16 protein-coding genes are annotated in these 16693 nt (G+C 63.5%); 6 read left to right on the top strand and 10 right to left on the bottom strand.

What is annotated here, in order from left to right:
- From J6524_RS25740 to J6524_RS25730, 3 genes are all read right to left on the bottom strand, one after another.
- Positions 1–303: lytic murein transglycosylase (locus J6524_RS25740; protein WP_225675745.1), on the bottom strand; the 303-nt coding region annotated here is incomplete at its 3' end.
- Between the two features lie 189 nt (positions 304–492).
- A complete protein-coding gene (locus J6524_RS25735; protein WP_225675743.1) occupies positions 493–1290 on the bottom strand; it encodes a lytic murein transglycosylase in 798 nt (265 codons plus the stop codon).
- A 226-nt stretch (positions 1291–1516) separates the two neighbouring features.
- Positions 1517–2860, bottom strand: coding sequence for an MFS transporter (locus tag J6524_RS25730; protein WP_225675741.1), 1344 nt, complete (start codon positions 2858–2860; stop codon positions 1517–1519).
- Between the two features lie 84 nt (positions 2861–2944).
- Between J6524_RS25730 and J6524_RS25725 the strand changes: the two genes are divergently transcribed.
- The gene (locus tag J6524_RS25725; RefSeq protein WP_225675739.1) at positions 2945–4519 is read left to right on the top strand and encodes a glycosyl hydrolase family 79 N-terminal domain-containing protein; all 1575 of its coding nucleotides are present in this window, start codon (positions 2945–2947) and stop codon (positions 4517–4519) included.
- On the opposite strand, the gene J6524_RS25720 is transcribed toward J6524_RS25725, so the two are convergent.
- Complete coding sequence (locus J6524_RS25720; RefSeq protein WP_376712076.1) at positions 4482–4967, bottom strand: DUF817 family protein; 486 nt, start codon at positions 4965–4967, stop codon at positions 4482–4484. The genes J6524_RS25725 and J6524_RS25720 overlap by 38 nt on opposite strands.
- 212 nt (positions 4968–5179) lie before the next feature.
- Here J6524_RS25720 and J6524_RS25715 point away from each other — a divergent pair, with 212 nt between their 5' ends.
- Positions 5180–5407 (top strand): hypothetical protein, encoded by a 228-nt coding sequence (locus J6524_RS25715; RefSeq protein WP_225675772.1) that lies wholly within the window; start codon positions 5180–5182, stop codon positions 5405–5407.
- A gap of 348 nt (positions 5408–5755) precedes the next feature.
- Here the strand turns inward: J6524_RS25715 and rpoD are convergent, their stop codons facing one another.
- Both rpoD and dnaG read right to left on the bottom strand, forming a co-directional pair.
- Positions 5756–7864, bottom strand: coding sequence for an RNA polymerase sigma factor RpoD (gene rpoD, locus J6524_RS25710; RefSeq protein WP_225675737.1), 2109 nt, complete (start codon positions 7862–7864; stop codon positions 5756–5758).
- Positions 7865–8273: 409 nt separating this feature from the next.
- Positions 8274–10268: a DNA primase gene (dnaG, locus tag J6524_RS25705; RefSeq protein ID WP_225675735.1), complete on the bottom strand. Its 1995-nt coding sequence runs from the start codon at positions 10266–10268 to the stop codon at positions 8274–8276.
- A gap of 205 nt (positions 10269–10473) precedes the next feature.
- On the opposite strand from dnaG, the gene J6524_RS25700 reads away from it, so the two are divergent.
- Positions 10474–11040, top strand: a complete 567-nt coding sequence (locus J6524_RS25700; protein WP_225675770.1) for a chlorite dismutase family protein — start codon at positions 10474–10476, stop codon at positions 11038–11040.
- A gap of 126 nt (positions 11041–11166) precedes the next feature.
- Here the strand turns inward: J6524_RS25700 and J6524_RS25695 are convergent, their stop codons facing one another.
- Complete coding sequence (locus J6524_RS25695) at positions 11167–11565, bottom strand: gamma-glutamylcyclotransferase family protein (protein ID WP_225675733.1); 399 nt, start codon at positions 11563–11565, stop codon at positions 11167–11169.
- A gap of 151 nt (positions 11566–11716) precedes the next feature.
- Between J6524_RS25695 and J6524_RS25690 the strand changes: the two genes are divergently transcribed.
- Complete coding sequence (locus J6524_RS25690) at positions 11717–12508, top strand: N-formylglutamate amidohydrolase (RefSeq protein WP_225675731.1); 792 nt, start codon at positions 11717–11719, stop codon at positions 12506–12508.
- Between the two features lie 415 nt (positions 12509–12923).
- Here J6524_RS25690 and J6524_RS25685 read toward each other — a convergent pair whose 3' ends face one another.
- The 3 genes from J6524_RS25685 to J6524_RS25675 all read right to left on the bottom strand — a co-directional run bounded on the left by J6524_RS25685 (position 12924) and on the right by J6524_RS25675 (position 15679).
- Positions 12924–13541: a LysE family translocator gene (locus J6524_RS25685; protein WP_225675729.1), complete on the bottom strand. Its 618-nt coding sequence runs from the start codon at positions 13539–13541 to the stop codon at positions 12924–12926.
- Between the two features lie 127 nt (positions 13542–13668).
- Positions 13669–14223: a hypothetical protein gene (locus tag J6524_RS25680; RefSeq protein ID WP_225675727.1), complete on the bottom strand. Its 555-nt coding sequence runs from the start codon at positions 14221–14223 to the stop codon at positions 13669–13671.
- Positions 14224–14233: 10 nt separating this feature from the next.
- Positions 14234–15679, bottom strand: coding sequence for an LVIVD repeat-containing protein (locus J6524_RS25675; protein WP_225675725.1), 1446 nt, complete (start codon positions 15677–15679; stop codon positions 14234–14236).
- A gap of 119 nt (positions 15680–15798) precedes the next feature.
- Here J6524_RS25675 and J6524_RS25670 point away from each other — a divergent pair, with 119 nt between their 5' ends.
- Together J6524_RS25670 and J6524_RS25665 are read left to right on the top strand one after the other, a co-directional pair.
- Positions 15799–16113 (top strand): ArsR/SmtB family transcription factor, encoded by a 315-nt coding sequence (locus J6524_RS25670; RefSeq protein WP_225675723.1) that lies wholly within the window; start codon positions 15799–15801, stop codon positions 16111–16113.
- Positions 16106–16636, top strand: a complete 531-nt coding sequence (locus J6524_RS25665; protein ID WP_225675721.1) for an SRPBCC family protein — start codon at positions 16106–16108, stop codon at positions 16634–16636. Before J6524_RS25670 ends, J6524_RS25665 begins: the two co-directional genes overlap by 8 nt.
- Positions 16637–16693 lie beyond the last annotated feature (57 nt).

Here is a 16693-nt window from a genome sequence, read left to right as displayed (position 1 = left end):
GGCGTGCCGCAGTAGCATCTGCCGTCCCATGTTGATGCGGCCGGGGCCGACGCGGGTCGAGACATACTGCTCGAAGGTCTTGTTGAAGGTGCCGCGCTGGCGACGGTCGAAGGCGAGCACCGCCGGATCCTGCGCGATGCCGGCAAAGGCCTGGCTGATCACCGCTTGCGAGACGCCCGCCGCGGCTGCCTCCTGCGACATCGTCGCGATGAAAGTATTGAAATCGCCGCCGCAGCGGGCGGCATGGCTGGGGGTGGAGAGAATGACGGCGCCAAGAAAAATGGCCCAACGAAATATGCGCATGCGAATCCCTTGTTACGTCGCCGGATCATGCCATGGGAAAGCGGCGGGTGGCAGGTGCTATGAGCCTCGCCTTCCGTCATTGCCGGGCTTGACCCGGCAATCCATCTCCTTCGAATGAACTTTTACCAAGAGGATGGATGCCCGGGTCAAGCCCGGGCATGACGAGGCGAGCACACGGCCGACGCTTCCCTACTCGCCACCGTCGATCTGGCGACCTATCAGCGCGATCGCCTTCTGGTAGACCCCCGCAGCATTCCAGGCCTGGATGGCCGCAAAGTTCGGCTCGCCCGGCTGATAGCCCGCGCCGGCGCGCCAGCCATGCGCCTTCAAGAAGTTCGCCGTCGACATCAGCGCGTTCGCCGCGTTCTCGAGATTGCCGGTGCCGTAAGCCAAAATGGCCTTCGGCATGAACTGCGTCTGACCGACCTCGCCATGCATGGAGCCGCGCTGGCTGGGAGACAGCGCGCCGCGATCGATCAATTGCAGCGCCGCATAGAGGTGCTCGGTGAAATAGGCCGAGCGCCGGCAGTCATAGGCGAGCGTCGCGATCGAGGCGAGCATGTTCTGATTGCCGCGCTGGCTGCCAAACCCCGTCTCCATGCCCCAGATCGCCAGCAGCGGCCCCGGCGGCACGCCGTAGCGCTGCTGGATCGACGCAAACAGCGCCGCCTGCGACTGCTTGAGCTGCCGCCCTTTCGCGACGATGGTCGCCGCTCCGCGCTTGGCCAAAAACGCATCGAGCGAGAGATTGAAGCTGCGCTGCCCGCGATCGGCATTGATCGTCGCCTGCGCATAGTTGGTCGCCATCAAGGCCTGGATGGTCGAGGCGCTGATGCCCTTGGCGCGCGCTTCGCCGGCGAATTCCTGCTTCCAGGCGGCGTAGCCGGCGGCCGAGCTGCCGCATTGGGCGGCGTGGGCGGGTGGGCTTAACGACGCAAGCGTGGCCAGAGTGGCAAAGACGATCGTCAATTGCTTGCTGTTGTTCATCCGTTCTTCCTGACTGCTCTACCAAACTACCCTAGCCGAAACGGCGCGCGATCCAACAACGCTTTGTACGCTCGCGCCACGGTAACGCCATCATCTTCCGACCCTCCGCCGCGAGCGGCAGCAACTCCGGCAGCCGAAAAAGGGCGCTTGATCGGGCTCATTTCGGGCGATTCCAACGAACGATTGTGCGGCGAGAGGCGCAATTCACCATAGCTCCGGCAAGCTTTCAATCCGATTTCAACTTCAGACAGAGCATCGCACTTGCCAGCGCTGAAATTCCCAGCAGCACAAGCACACCGGTAAATCCGCTGAACGCGAACGCAATTCCGCCGAACGTGACTCCGACCGTTCCGCCGAGAAAGCTGCAGGAATTGAGCATGCCGGAGCCTTTCCCCGCCTGCTGCTGCGGCAGCGTTGCAAGGCCGAGCCGCGGCGCCGACGCATAGATCAGCGCTATACCGATGCCGGCGACAAAGAGGCCTGGCAGCAGAAGCGCGAACCTCGCCTCGATCTGCAACGACGACCACGTGATCGCGCAGCCGAGAGCCAGCAGGAGCGATCCACCCGTCAGCATGCGCCGTACCCCGACCCTCATTGCAATCGCGGGAGCCGCTCGCGCAAAGGCAAGCAGCGCAATGGAGAGCGGCAACAGGGAAAGACCGGCCGCGATGGCGGACAAACCGAGGCCATCGGCCGATTGCGCAAAGAGGTTGTAATAGAGCAGCAGCGTCATGATGTCGAACATCACGAGAAACAGCAGGCCTGCCGCAATCGCGAAATTTCGATTGGCGAACAGGCCGAAGTCGACCAGCGGCTGGCTGCGCCGCCTCTCCATCCGAACCAGCGCAACGACGGCAATCACCGCCAGCGCGAGCGGGACGAGCGCGGCTTTCCGGTTCGCAGCGAGATGCGCCAGCGCCTGCAATCCCGATATCAGCGTCACCATGAAGACGGCGAGAATGCCAAGCCCGGCCCAATCCATCGACATCGCGCGGCGACCGCCACCTCGAGGATGCAGCATCAATATCAGCGCGGCGGGCACCATAACCAAACCGTTCAACCAGAAGATAAAGCGCCAGCCCGCGTAGTGCGTCACGGCCCCGCCGATGAGCGGCCCAATGCTGAAGCCGAGCATCAGGAAGCCAGTCCAGGCGCTGATCGCCTCCGCCCGCCGCTCGTCAGGCGCGGCTTCGGTAGCCGCGGCAAGCGTGCCCGATACGGCGAACGCGGCTCCCAGCCCTTGCAGCGCGCGTGCGCCGATCACCACGAAGCCGGATGGCGCCAGCGCGATGACGAGGGAAGCGAGAGCAAACAGCACGATGCCCGCGATCGAGGATCGTCGCGCCCCGAGCTGGTCCGCCGTGCCGCCACCGACAGTGATGAAAATTGCAGCGGTCAGGAGATAGGCATTCACCACCCATTCGAGCTCCGCGGGACCAAGCTGCAGGCTGCCTTTCATGTCCGGAAGCGCCGCCATGATAGCCGTGCTGTTGTCGCCCACCGCCAGCATGGCAAGGCAACATGCGATCAGCACGGGTGCGAGATCGCTCTTCGTCTGCGAAGCCGGCATCACCACCGCCCCTTCTCGCGAACATTTTGCTGACGGACTGTACAGCCCAAATGATAGACATAGTGGATAGGTGGGACGATGGCCATGACCAGGTCCAGTGGCATCAAAGTCGGAATGGGAATTGTCATTGCCGCGCTGGCGGCAAGCGGGAAGGCTACGGCCCAAGCGCCGGCGCTTTCCGTCGACCCCTCGCGATTGCCCCGTCTCGGGACCATCGATGAGCGCTTTCAATCCTATAACATTGAAATGGTCGAGGTCACCGGCGGACGGTTCTGGAAGCCATACAAAGCGAGCGCCGCAGCGTCGCCAGATCGCGGCGCTGAGAACACCGGCAATGTTCCTGCGGGCAGCAATCCCGACCTCTTCGAATATCGAAAGCCCATTGATCTCTCGAACGCCCGGTTGCGCAGATTGGCCGCGGCGCTGGCTCCGGCCTACCTGCGCGTCAGCGGCACCTGGGCCAACAGCACCTACTTTGCAGATAGCGATGAGACACCGGCGATGCCACCGAGCGGCTTCCGCGCGGTGCTGAGCCGCGAGCGCTGGAAAGGTGTCGTCGACTTCGCCCGGGCGGCTGGTGCAGAGATCGTGACTTCGATGGCAACGAGCCCCGGTGCGCGGAACGCAACGGGCCTGTGGCAGAGCGATCAGGCGCGCCGCTTGTTTGCCTATACCAGATCTGTCGGCGGCAGAATTGCCGCCGCCGAGTTCATGAACGAGCCGACGCTCGCCGCGATGGGCGGTGCACCAAAGGGATATGACGCGGCAGCTTATGGGCGGGACTTCAACGCCTTTCTCGGTTTCATGCGGGCGAGCGAACCGGACGTGATGGTTCTCGGCCCCGGTTCGATCGGCGAGACAGCAGAGTCGCAATCCAGCCCCGACTTCATCAACGCCCGGGACTTGCTCACCGCATCAGGGCCCGGCATCGACGCGTTTTCCTATCATCACTATGGCGCGCTCTCGCAGCGCTGCTCCGGCATTCCGGGCCAGACCACGCCCGAGGCCGCGCTTTCGGAAGACTGGCTCGCGAGCACGGACCGGACGCGCGCGTTCTATCAATCGCTGCGTGACGAGTTTGCGCAGGGCAAACCGATGTGGCTCACCGAAACCGCCGAGACGGCTTGCGGCGGCAATCCCTGGGCTTCGACGTTCCTCGATACGTTCCGATATCTCGATCAACTCGGCCGGCTTGCGAGAGCCGGCGTCCAGGTGGTAGCGCACAACACGCTGGCCGCCAGCGACTATGGCCTGCTCGACGAGACGACGCTGCGGCCGCGGCCAAACTACTGGGCAGCGCTGCTGTGGCGCAGGCTGATGGGCACGACCGTGCTCGACGCCGGCGTGCACAAGGGGGGGCACGTCTACGCGCATTGCCGGCGAGGCATGCGTGGGGCGGTGACGCTGCTTGCCATCAATACAGACAAGGCAACCGTCGGAACGCTGCGATTGCCTGATACCAGCGAGCGGTACACGCTGTCGGCGGATCATCTGCAAAGCGGTACGGTGAAGCTGAATGGCGCCGCGCTGGAGCTTGGCCCGAATGACGAGTTTCCGCGGCTTGTCGGGGTGACATCGCCGGCAGGTTTGATTGAGCTTGCGCCAGCTACGATTACTTTCGTCACGATCGAGAATGCTCAAAATCCGGCATGCGATTGAGTTTCCTGCGAACGGCGCTCGCGCCGCCTTCCTCTCGCCTCTCCCGCGGCGCGTTGACCAAACTCACCAGCGTGTAGCTGATGATCAACAACAGAAACCACGAGCCGAGCTTGTCGACTGATACCATCGACCAGCCCTGCCGCTGCGACGGATAGAGCCAGATCCTCGTGAATGTGCCGATGTTTTCCGAAAACCAGATGAAGACTGACACCAGCACAAGGCCGAGCAAGAGCGGCATCGAACGGTGCCGGTGCCAGACCTTGAAATGGATGCGGGTGCGCAGGAGCAGCCGGCCGGCCAATGCGAATAGCAGCCAGCGCAGGTCGATGATGTAGTGATGGCTGAAGAAGTTGATGTAGATCGCGATGCTGAGCAGGCGAGTGCGAGGATCGCGTTCAAAGCCGGGCGGAGATTTGCAGATTTTGATGAAGTTGCGAGTCGGCCGCACGAGAGATCGAACTCGCGGAGCCCCCACCCCTTCCCTCCCCCGCAGGCGGGAGAGGGAGGGCGCCGTTGCGGACGCAGCGCGATCACGTCCGGGAAGAGCAAACGGCGGGCTTTTGCTTGCCGCTTGTTTCGAGTCGAAGCAGGTGCGCCGCGAAAGGCAGGCCATCGCTATTTTGCTTTGACAGCGATGTCCTGATCGAGGACAAGCCGGCCATGGCCAAAAAACCCGGAACCAATCCCAAGGGCGAATTCGCCTTTTTCAACGTCGTTTATGCAGACGATTCCCTGCGCTCCAACCGCCGCGTGCCAACCGAGCTGCTCGACGGCGATGCGCCAGCGCGTAGCTACATCATGGAACAGGATCGCGAGATCGCCGAGAAGTCGGACCGCCCGCAGCTTGAGATCAAGAGCATCAGCCGGGTGGGCGCGAAGAAGAAGTAGTTTCGTCGCGATTCCCGGAGAGCATGTCGTCCTCGCGTTTCACTACGAGCGGAGCAAGCGGCACCCCTCTCCCTAACCCTCTCCCGCAAGGGGAGAGGGAACCCTGCCGCCGGTGCGTTCCTCACGCGCGTTAGTCGCGCGGAGGTGCAGTTTGTAGAAGCCGCGACCTTCCGTGAGGTGAGCACGCTGGCAGGGCTCCCTCCCCCCTTGCGGGGGAGGGTTGGGGAGAGGGGTGGCCGCGGGCGCTGGCGTGAGAAGTTTGCTGCGATCGAGCAAAACAGAAACGGCGGGCTTCGCCCGCCGTTCTTTATTTCGATGGATGCCCGGGTCAAGCCCGGGCATGACGAACTAATTGTCGAGGAAGCTCCGCAGCTTCCGCGACCTTGACGGATGCTTCAGCTTGCGCAGCGCTTTCGCCTCGATCTGGCGGATGCGTTCTCTCGTCACCGAGAACTGCTGGCCGACTTCTTCCAGCGTATGGTCGGTGTTCATGCCGATGCCGAAGCGCATGCGGAGCACGCGTTCTTCGCGCGGGGTGAGCGAGGCCAGAACGCGCGTGGTGGTCTCGCGCAGATTGGACTGGATCGCCGCATCAATCGGGAGGATCGCGTTCTTGTCCTCGATGAAATCGCCGAGGTGTGAATCCTCTTCGTCACCGACCGGCGTCTCCAGCGACAGCGGCTCCTTGGCGATCTTCAGGACCTTGCGGACCTTCTCCAGGGGCATGCCGAGCTTTTCGGCGAGCTCTTCCGGGGTCGGCTCGCGGCCGATCTCGTTGAGCATCTGCCGGCTCGTGCGCACGATCTTGTTGATCGTCTCGATCATGTGCACGGGGATACGGATGGTGCGGGCCTGGTCGGCGATCGAGCGCGTGATCGCCTGCCGGATCCACCACGTGGCGTAGGTCGAGAACTTGTAGCCGCGGCGGTACTCGAATTTGTCCACCGCCTTCATCAAGCCGATGTTGCCTTCCTGGATCAGATCGAGGAACTGCAGGCCGCGGTTGGTGTACTTCTTGGCGATCGAGATCACCAGGCGGAGGTTGGCCTCGACCATTTCCTTCTTGGCCTGGCGCGCCTCGCGCTCGCCCTTCTGCACGCCGTGCACGATCTTGCGGAACTCGCCGATCTCGAGACCGGTCAGCGCCGCAAGCTGCTGGATCTCGCCGCGCAGCTCCTTGATGCGGTCCTTCTCGTGATGGACGAAATTCTTCCAGCCCTTGGCCGAGAGTTTCGAGACGCGGTTGAGCCAGCGCGGATCGAGCTCCGAGCCCTGATAGTTGCGCAAAAAGTCTTCGCGCGCGACGCCGTGGCTGTCGCCGAGGCGCAACAGGCGGCCCTCGAACGAAACCAGCTTCTTGTTGATGTCGTAGAGCTGCTCGACGAGCGAGTCGATGCGGGCCTGATTGAGGCGCAGCGACTTCACCTCGACGATGATCTCGTCTTTCAGCTTCTTGTACTTGCGCTCCTGCGAGGGCGAGAGCGACTCGCTCTGCAGCTGGTTGGCGATGTCCTGCTCCTGCAGGCGGCGCAGCTTCTTGTACTCGGAGGCGATCTTGTCGAAGGTCTCGACCACCTTCGGCTTGAGTTCGGCCTCGATGGCGGCAAGCGACATCTGGTTCTCGAACTCGTCCTCCTCCATGTCCCCTTCAGCGGCGGCTTCCGCCGGATCCTTCTCCTCCGCATCGGCTTCGCCCGCGCCCGGGGCGCGGAACGGCGTCGGCGACGGCGGCGCTGCGGGCGGCGCGACATGGGCGGGCGCGGCAGCCTCGCCATTGGCGGCCTGCGCCTCGGCGGGGGCCGCGATCATCGTCGGGTTCAGATTGTTCTTGGCGTCGGGGCCGGCATAGGTCGCTTCGAGATCGATGATGTCGCGAAGGAAGATCTTTCCTTCGTTCAATTCGTCGCGCCAGATGATGATGGCCTGGAAGGTCAAGGGGCTCTCGCAGAGGCCCGCGATCATCGCCTCGCGGCCAGCCTCGATGCGCTTGGCAATCGCGATTTCGCCTTCGCGCGAGAGCAATTCCACCGTACCCATCTCGCGCAGATACATGCGGACGGGATCGTCGGTGCGCTCGCCGGGCTCGGACTTCTTGACCTCGGTGACGGCCTTGGCCGTGACCTCGACAAGCTCGTTGTCGGTGTCGTCGTCGTCTTCCTTCTCGGCGTCCTCGTCGGCCTCTTCGGCTTCCGACACGTTGATGCCCATGTCCGAGAGCATCGACATGATGTCCTCGATCTGCTCCGGCGAGGTAGTGTCGGAGGGCAGCACTTCATTGAGCTGATCAAAGGTCACGAAGCCGCGCTTCTTGGCCTGCTTGATCATCTTCTTGACGGCGGCGTCGGAGAGGTCGAGCAACGGCGAAGGCGCGTCGGCCGAGTCCTTCTCCGGGGCGTCCGCTGCCTTGTCGTCTTTTTCCTTGTCTTTAACCTGCAGCGTCTTTGCCTTGGTGGCCATTCATCAAGCTCCCGAAACGCGCTCGTGCGGAATGACGCCAAGCGCCATCCGCTTCTGAATTACTGAAGTCGACAGCAGGATGTCTTTTGTTTGAAAAGCCAACCCGCTAGATCCTTGCCTTGCGCGCGATCCGAGTCGAAACCGGTAAATCGAAAACCGGTAACCGTTTTTCTGGATCACGCCCCTGCCCCTTGAGTATTCGCAAGCTTACGACGCGCAAAGGGCGGCGCAGACCGCCACCCCGTTAACCCGCCATCGCCGGTGTTATGCCAATAGCCCGAAAGGTGCCTCGCTGGTTAGTTACCTTCGGACTATTAAGCTTCGCTTAACCCTGTTTTTGCCGCCAAACCATGGATTTGGCGAGTCTTTTTGCGGGCACGGCCGCCGCCATCCGCAATTGTTTTTGGCCTTAAACGCTCTTCCGGAACCGGCCCGAAAGCTCGCCAAAACCCTCGATAAGGGCTTCCGTGCCGTCGAGCGACTCCAGCCGGGCGCTGACGTCCTTCAGCCACGCCAAATTGGCTTCACTGGGCTCCTCGCCCAACGCCAACTCGGCATCTTTCCTCTCCCTAAGTAGGGCGTGCGTTTTCTGATGCAAGACAACGAGTTGCTGCCAGGTGGCCAAAACATCCTCGCGCGCCGCGCCGGGACGCGCGCCCCACACCGCCGCGGTCGTGATCGCCCGCTCAACCCGTTGAAGAACCTCACCTAATCCACGCGCCTCGAGGTCGGCGCGCATCTTCTCGGCCTGTTCGTCGACGTCAGGGGAATGGTGATGGTCGTTGGCGAAGGCGGCGATGATACCGGCGCGGAGCTTATTGGCTTCGGGATGCGCCAGTTCCAGGGCGGCCACCTCCTCCAGATGATCGTGCAACAACCAGGGATGGTTAATGAGGGATTGCAGGATCAGGGCCTCGCGGCGGGACATCGCGCTGCGCTGGCCCCGCATGATCGGGCTATTCGCGAGCTGTGGGCTCGCCGCCTGGTAGGGGCCGGGGGCGATTCCGGAGGCGGCCCCCGGCGGGCGGCCGCCGCGGGGGGCGAATCGGCCCGCGGCGCTGCCCCCGCGCGGGGTGAAGGCGCGGGGTGATTCGCCCCGGCCCGGGAAGCCGCCCCGCCCGTAGCCGCGGGCATCGGGGGCAAAGGTGCGCTGCAGGCGTTCGACGAGATCCTGGCGATAGTAGCGGCGCACCACCTCGTCGCGGATGCCGTTACTGAGTTCGTTGATGCGCGCTTCCAGCGCAGCGCGCCGCTCGGGGGTTGCGAACGTGCCACTCTCGATCTCGCGCGACCAGATCATGTCGGCGAGCGGGCGCGCCGCCGCGATCACCTCCTCGATCGCCATGCGGCCGCCGGAGCGCGCGAGATCGTCGGGGTCCTGCCCTTCCGGCAGCAGCGCAAAGCGCAGGCTCTTGCCCGGCGCAAGAAGCGGCAGTGCGAGATCGGCAGCGCGATAGGCCGCCTTCTGCCCGGCGCGGTCGCCGTCGAAGCAGAGGATCGGCTCGTCCGCCATCTTCCAGAGCAGCGCGAGCTGGTTTTCGGTGAGCGCGGTGCCGAGCGGCGCCACCGCGCCGGCAAAGCCCGCGGTGACCATGGCGATGACGTCGACATAGCCTTCCACCACGATCAGCGGCGCGCCGTTATGCGCAGCCTGCCGCGCGGCCGGGAGATTGTAGAGATTATCGCCCTTGTGAAAGAGCGGCGTTTCCGGCGAGTTCAAATATTTTGCGGGAACGTCCTTTTCCAGCGCACGGCCGCCGAAGGCGATGACGCGGCCGCGGCCATCGGTGATCGGAAACATCACGCGGTCGCGGAAGCGGTCGTAAGGAACCGGGATGTCATCGCCGCCGATCAGGAGCCCGGCTTCCACCATATCGCCGGTGGAGATGGCCTGCGCGCCGAGATGCTCCTTCAGCGCAAAGCGATCTGCCGGCGCATAGCCGAGGCGGAACTGCAATTGCGTCGCCGGCGAAATACCGCGGTCGCCGAGATAGCCACGCGCCTTGGCGCCGTTGCGCGAGGCCAGCGTATCGGCAAAGAATTTTGCCGCGAGCTCCATCACGTCATGCAGCGTCTTGCGGCGCTGCTCGTGGCGCGCGGCGTCAGGGGTCGCCGCCGGCAGCGGCAGGCCGGCCATCGCGGCCAGCCGCTCGACCGCTTCCGGAAACGAAACGCCCTCCGTCTTCATCACGAAATCGAAGATGTTTCCGTTCATGCCCGACGAGAAGTCGAACCACCCCTGCTTCTGATCGTTGACGAAGAAGGACGGCGTCTTCTCCTGCTGGAACGGCGAAAGCCCCTTGAACTCCTTTCCAGCCTTCTTCAGCTTGACGCGCCGGCCCACGACTTCCGACACGGGAAGCCGGGCGCGCAGCTCTTCGAGGAATTGGGGCGTGAAGCGCATGGATGGAGTTTTGCCGAGTCGGCGGGCGGTGCCAACCGATCATCGATATAGGGCCGGGCCGCCAAAGTACGAACGCCGATTGAATTCTCCCGGTTATTCACAGGCCTCTCGGTCATTCCGAGGTCGTCCGAAACTATGGTACGCTTCGCGCCCCGGAATGACAGCGGAGCTTGAATCCCCGCCGGTTCCGCGCTTCCATGTCAGCATGTTCACGGTGTTCCGGGGTGGCAGGAGCGGGGCTTGGCGGGTGACGCGGCTTGCGCCAGTGAAGGGCGCATCGCTGTCGCCGACACCGGCGCTGTCGGTCGTCCACACGCTATCGATCACGCTGCCGATCCTGCCCTCGCTGACGGCGTGGCGGCTTGCCGGCGTCGCCAGTCATCTGCGCTATACCGAGCGTGCCGAGAAGACGGAGCTCGATGCCGCACCCGCCGAGATCGGCCGGCCCGAGGCGACCCTTGCCGCGCTGATCCCGATCAAGAAATCGGCGGCGTGGTGGGAATTGACGCAGGAAGAACGCCGCGAGATTTTCGAGGATAAGTCGCACCACATTGCGAGCAGCCTGAAATATCTGCCGGCGATCGCCCGCCAGCTCTATCATAGCCGCGATCTCGGCGAGCCCTTCGACTTCCTGACCTGGTTCGAGTTCGAGCCCGCGCATGCGGACGAATTCGAGGAACTTGTCCGCACGCTGCGCGCCAGTGAAGAATGGAAATATGTCGAGCGCGAGGTGGATATCAGGGTGGAGCGCGAGCGACTGGACGCGGGATAGCTCTCGTGCCCCGGATGCTGCGCAGCACGCAGTGATGCGCTGCTAAGCCGGGGCCCATCCGCGGAAGCATGGGTCCCGGCTCTGCGGGGCAGCGCTGCGCGCTGCACCGCGTCCGGGACACGAGACTCACGGCTCCAAAAATTTCCCTGATGCTATCCGCGGCAGCCCCGTGACCGGCCAGTTGTACACATAAGTCCACGCCTCGCCGGCCACGCCGTCTTCCTGAATGACGGGCAGCATGCGGCGGACATATTCGGTCGGTTCCGGAAAACCGGCGCCGCAGGCTTCATACATGTCGAACTCGGCCAGCAGCGCGTCGCGTTCGCGCAGGCGATAGAGCTCGCCGAACACGATGTCGGCCGGATCGTCCGATAACAGCAGCCCCGGATAATGTTTGATGAGGTAGAGCCGCCCGCGGCAAGTAGCGGCGCCTAGAAAATCCGCGCTGCGCGACAGAAGCTGCGCCATCGGATGGTCGAAGCCGCGCATCAGCGTGCCGTAGACGAACAGTCGATCTGAAATCATGGACTTTCTATGTCATTGCACGCGAAGCGATGCAATCGCCGCCCCTGTCTGCCGCAATAACGGACTTGTCGGGAATCGCGAGGAACGGCATCGTCAGGCGATCCTCGATTCCGCCCCGCCTCATCGACAGCCAACGCTCCAAGGAAATACTTTGAACGACGCCGGTGGCCCCGCCCTGCTCCTCAGCGCCGAAGATGTTCCCCCGGTCCACGAATTCAACGTTGAGGGGCGCTCGCCATTTCTTTTGACCTGCGACCATTACGGACGGCTGATCCCGCGCATGCTCGGCGATCTCGGCCTTCCCGAGAGCGAACTTAAGCGCCACATCGCCTGGGACATCGGGATTGCCGGCGTCGCAGAAGCGCTTTCCAAACATCTCGACGCCCATCTGATCGTGCAGCGCTATTCGCGCCTCGTCATCGACTGCAACCGCCCGCCCCATGTCGCAAGCTCGATCCCGCTCATCAGCGAGGCGACGACGATCCCGGGCAACGAAGGCATTTCCCGCGAGGCCGCCGCGATCAGGCGCGCGCAGATCTTCGATCCCTATCACCGGCGCATCGACGAGATCATCGATCAGCGCGGGCGCGCAGACCGGCCGACGGTGCTTATATCGCTGCACAGCTTTACGCCCATCTATGCCGGAATCGCGCGGCCCTGGCACATCGGCACCCTCTATCACCGCGACACGCATCTGCCGCCGCTGCTGCTAAAACTGCTGCGCGCCGAGGGCGATCTCGTGGTCGGCGACAACGAGCCCTACAAGGTCAGCGACGAGACCGACTACACCATCCCCGTCCATGGCGAAGCGCGCGGCTTGATGAATACGGGCATTGAAATCCGCCAGGACCTGATCTCGGATCCCGCCGGCGAGAAGGCCTGGGCGGAGCGGCTGGCGCGAATTCTCGGCGAGGTCGAGGTGATGCTGCGCGTGCGGGTTTGATTTGATTGCTTTGCTAAATGTGTGCGACTGAATCGCCGCAAGCATGGTGCGTCCCCTCCCCACTTGCGGGGGAGGGCTAGGGAGAGGGGTAAGCCACGCGCACCGCCATCGACAATCATCCCTCGTCAAACAACAGACACCGCCGATGCGGCCACCCCTCTCCCCAACCCTCCCCCGCAAGGGGGGAGGGAGCCTGAACAGCGTGCTCACCTCACTGGAGTCGCGGCTTCTGCAAGTTGTGCCTTCCGAGCGACTAGCACCGTGAGGGACACGCCGGCGGCAGGGTTCCCTCTCCCCTTGGGTTAGGGAGAGGGGTGCCGCTTGCTCCGCTGCATGACGATCAGCAAGAAACGAGCGCCTCCACGGCTGCTGTGTCGTAAAGGCGTCCTCAGATCCTTGTTCAACGCGCGCGACGTCACCGTGCCCGCGTCAGCGCCAGCCAGATGCCGCCGCCAATCATGAAGCCGCCGGAGACGCGCGATACCAGGCGCGTCCGCTGCTTGGAGAAGAACAGCCGCGCCCGGCCGGCGAGCAGCGCATAGATTGCGTCGGTCGAGGCGGCGATCACCATGAAGGTGATGCCGAGCAGCGCCACTTGCGGCAAGTGGGGCTTCTCCATGTCCATGAACTGCGGAATGAACGCGCCGAAGAACACCAGCACCTTCGGGTTAGAGAGCAGTACCACAAAGCCCTGCAGGAAGAAGCCGCCGCGCGGCGGTGGCGGCGGTTCGTCGGCGTTGACGCCCTCGACCGGCTCGCGGATCAGCTTGATGCCGAGCCAGATCAAGTAAGCCGCGCCGGCAAAGCGTACCCAGTCGAACCAGTAGCCCATGGTCGCCATCAGCGAGGTCAGCCCGATCGCGACGGTGCAGATCACGATGGCCATGGCGGTTTGTACGCCTGCGCAATTGATCAGCGCCGCACGGGTGCCGTGCCGCAGGCCGTTGGCGATCAGAAGTGTCACGACGGGACCTGGCAACAACGCGAGCGCAATGCAGGCGGCGACGAAGGCGAAATAGACCTGAAGGGACATGGAGGAACTCCGGCGGGGAGAGTGACTGGCTCATTATGCATGTGAGGGATAGAGATGGAAGCTCTCTCCCCTTCCTTCACGCGGCCGCGACGAGCGAAGCTCGCGCTGAGAAGCTAAGACAGCGAACCTACCGCTCTTCCATCGCAGCCATCATCCAGCGCGTCATTTCGCGGCTGGCCAGAGACGCCAGCGCCGCGCGCCGCACTTCGGGCGCATCACCTCTGCCGTGAGCCACCGCGACGAGGAGATCGCAGCGGCGCGAGACGGCAAGGCCGATCGCGGTGCGCTGCAAGCCGTCGGGCATCCTGAGCTCATAAGCCCTCACCCGTCCGGGCATATCCGCAACGTGAACCACATCGCCTGGCGCCAGCGGCGCAAAATGCTGACTCATCAGATCGAGATCGGCGACGCGATCGACCTCATTGTCGTCGGCGACGCCACGGTCGCATTTGCAGAAACCCATCTTCGGCCGAACGTAGAGCTCCACCTCACCGCCGCACGCAGCCGTGCGACAGCGGAACGCCCTGCCCGCCGGCCAACCATCGCGGGGAAACGGCCAGGAGATTTCCTGCCACACGCCATTTCCTTCGTGCTGGCGCGGCGGCGCATGTTGATAGGCAGCAGCGCCCGACAACGCTCCAAGCGCCACCGTGAGGAATGCAATGAACGGCCAACGCGGCATCTCGTGCGTCCTACTGAAGACCGGCGACCGCGCGCGCCGGTCCCGTCAGTTCCAGAATGTGCAATCCGGTGTTGGCGCGGTCGACGATGTAGATGTAGCCGCGCTCGTCGGTTTCGACATTGTTGGTCTGGATCGCAACCTTGCAACGATCCTTGCCGTCGATCTTGACGCAGCGCTTGTCGGTCGCCGCCGTGATCGCCGGAATGAAATGGCCGACCTCTTTCGGATGATAGGGATCGCGAATGTCGAGCGCGCGGACACCCGCATTGAAAAACGCGATGAACGCCATTTTTTTGTAAAACACCGGCGCCATGCTCTCGTTGGAGGAGTGCGCGCCGAACCGCCCTCCCCGCTCGCAGAACGTCCCGCTCGCCTCCGGCACTGTATAGTTGGAGATCATCATCGGCCTGTTCTCGACTGTGACATCGGCGAACCACACCATCTGCCGCGGCTCGTTGCATTCGTTCAGGATCGCCTCATTGACGATCATGACGATGTCGCGGGTCTTGCCGTCCTTGTCGCGGGCGAATTCCGCAATCGGCATGCCCGGCATCGGAAACACGGTGTGAGCGCCGTTGAATGCCGACATCGCCAGCCGTGCAATTTCCGGGAGGCGCAGATTGTCCGGCGTCGGCTCCTTCGGACCATTGAGCAGCTTCTCGCGATCGACGATCTGCAAGATGCCGGCCTTGTTGGTGCCGTAGCCGAAATAGACCCGGTTGCCGGAAGGCCCCGTCGAGATCGGTCCGTGCAGCTCGGTCGGCACCGCACCGGTCGAGCCGGGCTCCTGGCCGGGAAGACCGAAATCCCGGATCTTCTGCGGATGCGCGGGATCGGAGAGATCATAGACCTGCGTCATCCGGCGCGTGCGCCAGTCGGGCGCGCCCGACACCAGGAAGGCAATGCCGGTATCGCACTCCCACCAGTTCTTGTGCGTGTCCTTCAAGCCTGCGATCCGCGTCACCAGCACGGGATTGGCGGGATCGGCGACGTTCCAGATCTCGTGCGCCGCGCCGCCGAACGTGCGCAGCATATAGACTGCGCTGCGATCGCCCTTCGGCAACGACTTGCCGTCGCAAATCCGCACCATTTGCGCGCCGCCCGACTCATATTTGCCTTCCTGGCCCGGCAGGTGACGCAAGTATTTCGGCTGCGCGGGATCGGTGACATCGACGATCGAAGTGCCGTTCGGCTCGGCCTTGCCGTTCTGCGGATTGACCGGCGCCGGAATCTCGTCGCTGCCGCCGTGGTGGCCGATATAGGCGATCCAGCGGTCGCCCTGATGATGAATGGTCGGCTGATAGGCGCTGCGCGCCTGCAGGTCGCTGCTTCCCACCAGCTTCATGTTGAGCGCTTCGGGCGGCGCGCCAATCGCTTGCTGCTGTGCAGAAGCAAAGCTTGAGCATGCGAGGAAGTGAATCGAGAAAAAGGCTGCGAGTTTGAGGCGACCGCTCATGTTCCACCCCGATTGTTCAAGGCCAATCTGCGCTGGCTGAATGCATGATAACACAGGCTGCAGGCCGCGCCCAACACACGCTCTTGACATGCAACCGTTTGGTTGCCTATCATCCCACCATGGATGAAGTCTTCAAAGCGCTGGCGGACGCGTCGCGGCGCGCGCTGCTCGATCGGCTTCACGCCAGAAACGGACAGACGCTAAACGAACTCTGCGACGGCCTCGATATGACGCGGCAGGCCGTTGCCAAGCACCTTGGGATTCTCGAGGCGGCCAGCCTCGTCGGCACGCTCCGGCATGGCCGCGAGAAGCTGCACTACATCAATCCGGTTCCGATCCATCAGATCGGCGAACGCTGGATCAGGAAATTCGAGCGCGGCAAACTCGCCGCGCTCAGCGAGTTGAAACGGCAGTTGGAGAAGCGTGATGAGTAAGGGTAGTGAAATTGACGTCAAGAACTTCAAGCCGGCGATCGTCTACACGATCTACATCGCCGCGACGCCCGAACAGGTATGGAAGGCGCTGACGACGGCCGAGTTCAGCCGCAATTATTTTTCCGGCTTTGCGATCGAAGCCGACCTCAAGGTCGGCGGCGCCTTCATCGCCCGCGCGCCCGACGGCTCCGAGCATATCTCCGGCGAGGTGATCGAGTGCGATCCGCCGAAGAAGCTGACGGTAACCTGGAACGTGAACTGGCCGGCGCTGGTGGAAAAGCTGGGGCCCACGCTCGTCACCTATGAGATCGAGGAGGCCGGCGACGTCGTCAAGCTGACGATGCTGCAGTCCCATGACCGGGACATCAGCGACGACATCCTGTCCGGCGGCCGCGCGGGCTGGCCCGCGATCCTGTCGAGCCTGAAGAGCCTCTTGGAAACCGGCCATGCGCTCGCGATCAAGCTACAACCGCCGGAACGGATGCTGGCCGCGCTGAAGGAGATGGGAATCGGGACGCCCTGAGTTCATCGTCTCCGCGAAGGATTTGCCGCCACCCTCACCGCTGTCATACCCCGCGAA

The sequence above is a fragment of the Bradyrhizobium hereditatis genome (genome assembly GCF_020329435.1).
Lineage (GTDB): Bacteria > Pseudomonadota > Alphaproteobacteria > Rhizobiales > Xanthobacteraceae > Bradyrhizobium > Bradyrhizobium hereditatis.
The sequence above is the reverse complement of the archived record's forward strand: the minus strand, read 5'-3'. Positions and strand labels throughout refer to the sequence as shown.

Coding starts and splice junctions, on each gene's coding strand:
- J6524_RS25735 (WP_225675743.1), bottom strand. CDS start 1,290: ATGAACAACAGCAAGCAATTGACGATCGTCTTTGCCACTCTGGCCACG.
- J6524_RS25730 (WP_225675741.1), bottom strand. CDS start 2,860: ATGCCGGCTTCGCAGACGAAGAGCGATCTCGCACCCGTGCTGATCGCA.
- J6524_RS25725 (WP_225675739.1), top strand. CDS start 2,945: ATGACCAGGTCCAGTGGCATCAAAGTCGGAATGGGAATTGTCATTGCC.
- J6524_RS25715 (WP_225675772.1), top strand. CDS start 5,180: ATGGCCAAAAAACCCGGAACCAATCCCAAGGGCGAATTCGCCTTTTTC.
- rpoD (WP_225675737.1), bottom strand. CDS start 7,864: ATGGCCACCAAGGCAAAGACGCTGCAGGTTAAAGACAAGGAAAAAGAC.
- dnaG (WP_225675735.1), bottom strand. CDS start 10,268: ATGCGCTTCACGCCCCAATTCCTCGAAGAGCTGCGCGCCCGGCTTCCC.
- J6524_RS25700 (WP_225675770.1), top strand. CDS start 10,474: ATGTTCACGGTGTTCCGGGGTGGCAGGAGCGGGGCTTGGCGGGTGACG.
- J6524_RS25695 (WP_225675733.1), bottom strand. CDS start 11,565: ATGATTTCAGATCGACTGTTCGTCTACGGCACGCTGATGCGCGGCTTC.
- J6524_RS25685 (WP_225675729.1), bottom strand. CDS start 13,541: ATGTCCCTTCAGGTCTATTTCGCCTTCGTCGCCGCCTGCATTGCGCTC.
- J6524_RS25680 (WP_225675727.1), bottom strand. CDS start 14,223: ATGCCGCGTTGGCCGTTCATTGCATTCCTCACGGTGGCGCTTGGAGCG.
- J6524_RS25675 (WP_225675725.1), bottom strand. CDS start 15,679: ATGAGCGGTCGCCTCAAACTCGCAGCCTTTTTCTCGATTCACTTCCTC.
- J6524_RS25670 (WP_225675723.1), top strand. CDS start 15,799: ATGGATGAAGTCTTCAAAGCGCTGGCGGACGCGTCGCGGCGCGCGCTG.
- J6524_RS25665 (WP_225675721.1), top strand. CDS start 16,106: ATGAGTAAGGGTAGTGAAATTGACGTCAAGAACTTCAAGCCGGCGATC.